Source organism: Dehalococcoidales bacterium (genome assembly GCA_028716225.1).
Lineage (GTDB): Bacteria > Chloroflexota > Dehalococcoidia > Dehalococcoidales > UBA5760 > UBA5760.
Map to the genome: position 1 here is coordinate 1 of JAQUQE010000062.1, position 6,177 is coordinate 6,177.

Below are 6,177 nucleotides of genomic sequence, written 5' to 3' on the forward strand. Positions count from 1 at the left end.
CAGCGTCAGTTAAAGTGGTACTGGTTGAATCTATAGATTTACCCTCGTCATGCTCTTTAACCCACGCCTCGGCCTTCTCCATCGTCCAGCCGAACTTAGATTCCTTACTGAAAAGGTAAGTAGCGAACTTCTTATCCTGCCCGCAGTAAAGACCCTTGATTCCCTTTTCCTTAGAGACATCCATTGTCGCCGTGATGGTACATTCCCGGACCGGAACCCTAAAGTAATTCTCCGTCTCTTCCGGCTTGGTAATTCGTATCATCTCGTCCTTACTGATAACGCCCTTTGATACGGCCTCCATCAAAGCGTTAGGGTTAGACGGGACCGGGACTATTGAAATCTCCAGTAGTTCCTGTTTGGTGTAGGTCCGCCGGGCTGATTTATCACCATCTCCGTCAACCCACTCTGTCGGGATAAACCCTACTGACTGAGTTTTCAGAAATCCGGTATTGACGAGCCTCTCGACAATATCAGCGAACTCATACGTCCCTGTCGGGGGAAATTCAACCACGTTTTTAAGAAAGCCGTCTTTAGATGTCCACACCTTTGACGCTCTCCCGATGGGTAGCCCGTGGTAGTCGTGCCCGTAAAGAATAACCGGGTTTTTCTTGAAGTTCTTTAGGTCCCATCCTTTAACGTCAATAACTTCTCCGTCACGGTCCACATCCGAAGTCGAAGCGGTAAACTCGTACTGCCTATCACCTATCTTTTTGACCGCACAATCGAGTATCTTGTGCAAAACTTCTCCCATAATAACCCTCCTATTCAATCACGGGTAAAAAGGTGCATCGGCATTGTGGGTGTACCGGAATTAGCCCGTGCGCCTCAGTAACGGGGTATATCTCCCCGTGTAATGCCATGCATTCATCACAGGTGCGTTCATCCAGTGCGGCATAGAACTCCGTCTTTTGGACGCCGTCCCCCTGATACCTCGTTAACGCGCCCTCATTGTGGGCGGCAATAACCTCAGTCCGGGCAATCATCTTTGCCCGATACTTGGAATTGACATCGAAATAAATCCTGATTCTCCGGGCAATCTTGGCGATACTCTCACCCTGCTTTATCCCGGCCTGAATCTGCCTTTTAAGTTCTAATTTAGTGGTCTGGTTAATCCCAGTAGCCAGAGCAAGCGCCCTTTCCTCCAACCACTCCGTCTCTTCGTTATAATCCCCGATTTCCTTTAAGGATTCGGCGCCTTCCCTCAAAGCAAGGGCGATTAATGGTTTTAGTTCATCAACAAACAGGTCACGCGTCTTTTCACTCTCGAAATAGGCCTCGTTAAGCTCCCCCATCTGGGTGTAATCCTTAACGACCTCCTGTTTCTGCTTAGAAAAGAGAGAATTTAATTTAGAGATAAACTGCGATTCCTCACGCTCTGTCTTTAAGGCATAAGACCGCCAGATATTCTCTTTTTCAACCTCAGGTAATGATTTAGTCTTAACAGGAGAGACTGACTTAACCGGGGTCGCAATCATATTTAACGGGATCAACAGCTGATCACCATTCGGCAGAGGATCGAACCCGTTTAACTTGCGAGCTTCGTTAATAGTCATCCAGCCCGATCTGGTCCCCGACTCGGCTAGTCCCTTTTTCTCTTCCACTGTCTCAGAGACAACTTCGTCGAAATCAAGCTCCAATCCTTCAGCCATCGGGAACATCGGGACCAATCTTTCGTTCAGCTTGTGCTTGATTCGGCTTAATCTCGGTTTAACCAGCCATCTACCAAAGGTATATTCCCCGGCCTCGGCGTTGGCCTTGTTGACATTCTCGGAGACACCCATCACAGATAGGGGCATCCCGAAGGTAAACATCAAGTTCTCCCGGGTCTGCCTTCTTAATGCCGGGAAGTCCATATCCTTCTGGGTAATGGCGATCTGCTTATACTTGACACCGCCCTCCAGGATAGCGACCTTGTGAGAGTTCATATATCCCTGATACTTTGATCCCCACTGCTGCCTTAATCGATCAAACTGCTCTTCGCTTAACGTGTCTTCGACCTCTAACGCCGCGTCAGGCCTTGCGGAATTAAAAAAGAAGTTCCGGTTCCACTTGCCGGCGTATGACTCAGAGTCAAGTTCGACAGATGCAGCCTGGACGAATCCGATCCCGCCGTAAGGATTAAGCGGATCGGGCATGGAGAATCTAATCACTTCATCGTTAGATAGGGGAATCGTCTCACTGCCCACACGGAGAATATATCCCTTGATAAATTCGCTCTTCCCCGGCACGACCTTAACCATGTGAGGAGGAAGCAGCCATATCTCGGCGGGGACGCCTAACTTATTCTTAGGAAGATACCAGTAAGCCCTGCCCGCCAAGTCCGTATGCAAGGAATGGATCTCGATTAATTCCTGCCCGGTCTGCCACGGATTGACGTAATCGAGTAAATTCAGAATGACATGATCCGATACCTGGCTTCTTTCGCTTCGCTCTGATCCTTTATATAGTCTCCACTTAACCTCGCTGGTAGCGGTAGCGATCCTGAGTGCTATTCCAAACAGAGCATATATTTCTCCATAGGCCTCCATATACCCCTTTCCCGACCTTTCCGGGGCGTCAGCCCATCCTGTTAAAGGAAAGCGGGATGTGGTTGTTACTTGCGGCTTCTTACCTCTGAATTTATCCCATATCGCCATTAAATCCACCTTACAGATACTTCGCGAGCTTTAGGATTCATGAAACACAGGGCCAGGGCGTCCCCCCTGTCGGGAGACTTGACACCCCTCGCCTTCATATCTTCTTTTGATTCGATGATTATCTGATCGTTCCGGTTAAGCGGCTTCTTTTTGATGTCGGTTAGCTGTTTGAGCAGAATCTTGTCATTCGGAATCTGTATATCGCCCGACTTAAACAATTCAGACAGGTTCCACCACATCTCGGCCCGGATATTAGCGAATAGCTTGTGATTATTGGCCTGCCCTTGAAAAGATACGCCGTTAACCTTGTATTTGAGAGCCCTTAACCCATCCACCACGCCGGGATTGTACCCTTCGTCTATGTTTACGTCCGGGGTAACATCGAACCTGTCCTTAACCCAGTTAATCTCTTGAACTATCCGGCCGATGTTCGCTTCCGTGTCCGACTTACGCCAGAAAGTGCTCTTAATCACCTTCTGCCCGTGCCGGATATAAAGGGCATTTTCATCAGCGCCGAACCGCGCCGTATCAACACCAATCGCAATCAGATCATCCTTCTTGACGTTAACATCCCGCCCTACCGCCGCCTCAGCTATCCCGAAAGGAATCAGCCTGTCCGTCTCTCCTGAAGGAAAGTCACCCTTAACAAACACTTCATAAAGCGGTGAATCATCCCCCCACTCCAACCGTCTCTGCTCTACATAGTCCTTCGAGATCAGGAAAGGATAATCACCTTCCTTTGTAAACGCCGGGGTATCAAACGCCGATATGTGTATGCAGTTGTAAATCGGAGATGTGAATAAATCTCTGTATCTCCCTGTCGCCTGCGTCGGGTTACCTAAGACCAACTGTCTGGTGAATCCCGTCGCTAACGGATTCTCCATGGCCCCGTACACCTGTTCTGGTATACCCGACCCTTCATCCACTATCTCCAGTACATACCTGTTATGAAATCCGGTTATCCGCTCCGGCTCGTCTGTCGAGAATCCTAACGCGAACCAGTCCTCCGCTAACGTCAATGATGTCTGCGTTACATCCCCACCCAGCGGAACCTTCGCTTGCGCGTGTATCGCCCGTATCTCCCGCCATAACTGCTCTTTGACCTGCCGAAAGCTCTTCCCTGTCGTTAATACAGTGCTAGGCTTGTACGCAGCCAAGAACCAGTTGACCAAACACGCCGCTACCTTCGTCTTCCCCCCTGCAGAACACGACCTCACCGCTGTCCTGGGATTGTCTCTCACCGATTCGACAATCTCCCTCTGCTTCGACCACAACTCTATCCCTAAGATGTCCCGAATGTACTCTACCGGCTCCGCTCTCCACCACTTGATGATGTCACTTAAATCTACATTCATTAAAAGTAGTTCGGCATCTCATTACCATCAGCATCCAGCGGGATCTCCTTCGGTAAGAAAAACCGAGGCTCATACCTCCCCTTCGCTCTGTCCACATTGCTCTGCCTCAACAATCCTGCCATACCGGGTCTAACCGAGGGTCTAACAACCCTGCTTCCTCGCCTCTTCCTCATGTAAATTCTTTGATAATTTCTCTTGTCTTCCGGGTACTTATAGGGCATCCTCAGTCCTGTTTTTGAGCGGTATTTTACGCACAATATCTCTCTCCCTCCCGCTAATTCCGAGGTAATTTTCACCCCTTACCGGAAGGGCGCACAATAACTATTACGTAGTGCTAGGCACGAAACCAGACCCATTTTCCCACGTTTAATGCCCGAATCTTTTTCCTACAACCGAAGAGGACCCGAACATATCTCCCACGCCTGCCCGTCAGTCCCGCCCTGCCTGAATGGTGGTGTCTCTTTAGAGGGGAGGGTGTTGTTTATGTGGGAGCCACCCCACACCACCCCCCTATGGGCAGGGGGTATGAATTCTAATACCACCCCCATACGCCCCCCTTACCGGGTGAACGAGGAGGGGTACAGGGTAATCCCTTATGGTCTTTGAGAGGGAGGTGACATACTATGGCTAATGGTTTATCTTGATAGGTGAGTAGGACTTCTTCTTTGGATACTAAGTTATCTAGGAGGGAATAGCCGCCCCTTATCACCTGTTCGATATCAAGGCGAGTAACACGGGGCGGAATCGTTACGTTAGACATCCGTTATCTTTGGGTTCTGTGCTTGTTTATACATATCAGTAATCGAGGCGACGATAGAAGCTGTACGTCTTGGCTCGGACCACCTGTCCAGAATATCTTTAGCCGCCTGGATGACAACCTTAGAGTCGTTGCTCTGCAGGCTGCGTCTCAGTGCTCGGATGGCCTCTGGTACTAAGTCCTTGCCTATCTCCCTTAGAATCTCGTCTCGGACCGTCCAGACCTCGGGTATGTTACACCAGTTGGAAATCGTCTGCGGATTTAATCCCAGAGCTTCAGCAAAGCCCTTTTTATTAGCTGGAACGCGCTCTGACTTGGGGAGTGCTAACCACTCCGCTAATGCTATCTGCTCCGGGGTTAATGCCCTCCGAGCAAGAGATACTTTGATTTTATTCTGGTCAATTAACTCATAGCTCACTATAGCCCGATCCTCGCATCCTCGTTTTCGTCTTCTACCACCGATATTGTCACCCTGAACGATCTCCCTTTGAGTAGTACCAGTTTCACGGCTTCGGCTAACTCTGACTCGGGAATATCCAGTTTTACTCTGGTTGAGCCGTCACCACCAATGTTTATTGCTGATTGGATGTCCGGTAATGAAGCAATAAAGCTAATCTGCATCAGTTACCCTTCGCATACTCTTCCCAGACTGCCACGAGTTTGATGTTGATTACAGGGACGGCAACACGGACACCGTATACCGTCACGACCTTGGTCTGGTTGATGTCACCCTGTAGATCAGGACACGCTTTGATAAGCCTATGCCCTATCACGGGGGATAGCCTGACTATACTGGTAAGAACTATCTCTGCTCTGTCTATGTCAGTTAGTATCTTCATAACTCGTTAAGGCTGTCTATGATATTGGTGGCTATTTCGTCTAATGTCTCTACAGGGACGATGGCCCCCAGGTAGACGCCTAGTATCTCATGCACTAAGGCCACCTTCTGCGTGTACTCATTGGCCTGTACATCGACGCATATCTCGGCTGTTACTACACGGTAGGCACCGCCACACTCGCACCCGGCCTCATGTAAGCGGTCAAATTTAACCTTTATTTCAGAGATTTGGGTTTCCGTCATTTATGCCTCTTATCTATTTCATCCCTTAACTTGCGGAGTGCCAGTCGATAGTTTTTTGCTTTAATCTCTATTACATCGTGCTTATACTCAAACGCAATTTTCATTTATGCCTCCGTTTGAGCCACCACCGAATGAAAGGGAAAGCACCGATTAATGGTACTAACCACAATGGGCCATGACACGGGCAGAATGGACAAAACATAAGCGTCTCCATAAACAGTACAGGCCGGGAGTGGCAAGACCCCCGACCTGTACCCTCTGCGCCCGCAAATGTCTTTGTATTGCATCGGCGGGCAACAAAAAAGCCCCACGCTTTTGGCGTGAGGCTCCTGTTTTTAGTTGTAGTTA

General features: G+C 49.2%; 8 protein-coding genes. All 8 read right to left on the reverse strand.

Features of this window, described 5'->3' with window-relative positions; all coding sequences use genetic code 11:
* Positions 1–751: HK97 family phage prohead protease (locus PHI12_12915; GenBank protein MDD5511692.1), on the reverse strand; the 751-nt coding region annotated here is incomplete at its 3' end.
* A 10-nt stretch (positions 752–761) separates the two neighbouring features.
* Positions 762–2,636 (reverse strand): phage portal protein, encoded by a 1,875-nt coding sequence (locus PHI12_12920; GenBank protein MDD5511693.1) that lies wholly within the window; start codon positions 2,634–2,636, stop codon positions 762–764.
* Complete coding sequence (locus PHI12_12925; protein MDD5511694.1) at positions 2,636–3,991, reverse strand: hypothetical protein; 1,356 nt, start codon at positions 3,989–3,991, stop codon at positions 2,636–2,638. The genes PHI12_12920 and PHI12_12925 overlap by 1 nt, the downstream gene beginning before the upstream one ends.
* Positions 3,991–4,248 carry a hypothetical protein gene (locus tag PHI12_12930; GenBank protein ID MDD5511695.1) on the reverse strand — a complete coding sequence of 86 codons (258 nt, stop codon included), beginning with the start codon at positions 4,246–4,248 and terminating at the stop codon, positions 3,991–3,993. Before PHI12_12930 ends, PHI12_12925 begins: the two co-directional genes overlap by 1 nt.
* A 495-nt stretch (positions 4,249–4,743) precedes the next feature.
* Positions 4,744–5,166 (reverse strand): hypothetical protein, encoded by a 423-nt coding sequence (locus PHI12_12935; protein MDD5511696.1) that lies wholly within the window; start codon positions 5,164–5,166, stop codon positions 4,744–4,746.
* Positions 5,166–5,369 carry a hypothetical protein gene (locus PHI12_12940; protein ID MDD5511697.1) on the reverse strand — a complete coding sequence of 68 codons (204 nt, stop codon included), beginning with the start codon at positions 5,367–5,369 and terminating at the stop codon, positions 5,166–5,168. The genes PHI12_12935 and PHI12_12940 overlap by 1 nt, the downstream gene beginning before the upstream one ends.
* Entirely contained in the window at positions 5,369–5,587 is a 219-nt protein-coding gene (locus tag PHI12_12945; GenBank protein MDD5511698.1) for a hypothetical protein, read from the reverse strand. Before PHI12_12945 ends, PHI12_12940 begins: the two co-directional genes overlap by 1 nt.
* Positions 5,584–5,829, reverse strand: coding sequence for a hypothetical protein (locus PHI12_12950; GenBank protein MDD5511699.1), 246 nt, complete (start codon positions 5,827–5,829; stop codon positions 5,584–5,586). Before PHI12_12950 ends, PHI12_12945 begins: the two co-directional genes overlap by 4 nt.
* Positions 5,830–6,177 lie beyond the last annotated feature (348 nt).

Excerpts from the sequence above, each read along its gene's own strand:
- PHI12_12920 (MDD5511693.1), bottom strand. The coding sequence starts at position 2,636 with ATGGCGATATGGGATAAATTCAGAGGTAAGAAGCCGCAAGTAACAACC.
- PHI12_12925 (MDD5511694.1), bottom strand. The coding sequence starts at position 3,991 with ATGAATGTAGATTTAAGTGACATCATCAAGTGGTGGAGAGCGGAGCCG.
- PHI12_12940 (MDD5511697.1), bottom strand. The coding sequence starts at position 5,369 with ATGCAGATTAGCTTTATTGCTTCATTACCGGACATCCAATCAGCAATA.
- PHI12_12945 (MDD5511698.1), bottom strand. The coding sequence starts at position 5,587 with ATGAAGATACTAACTGACATAGACAGAGCAGAGATAGTTCTTACCAGT.
- PHI12_12950 (MDD5511699.1), bottom strand. The coding sequence starts at position 5,829 with ATGACGGAAACCCAAATCTCTGAAATAAAGGTTAAATTTGACCGCTTA.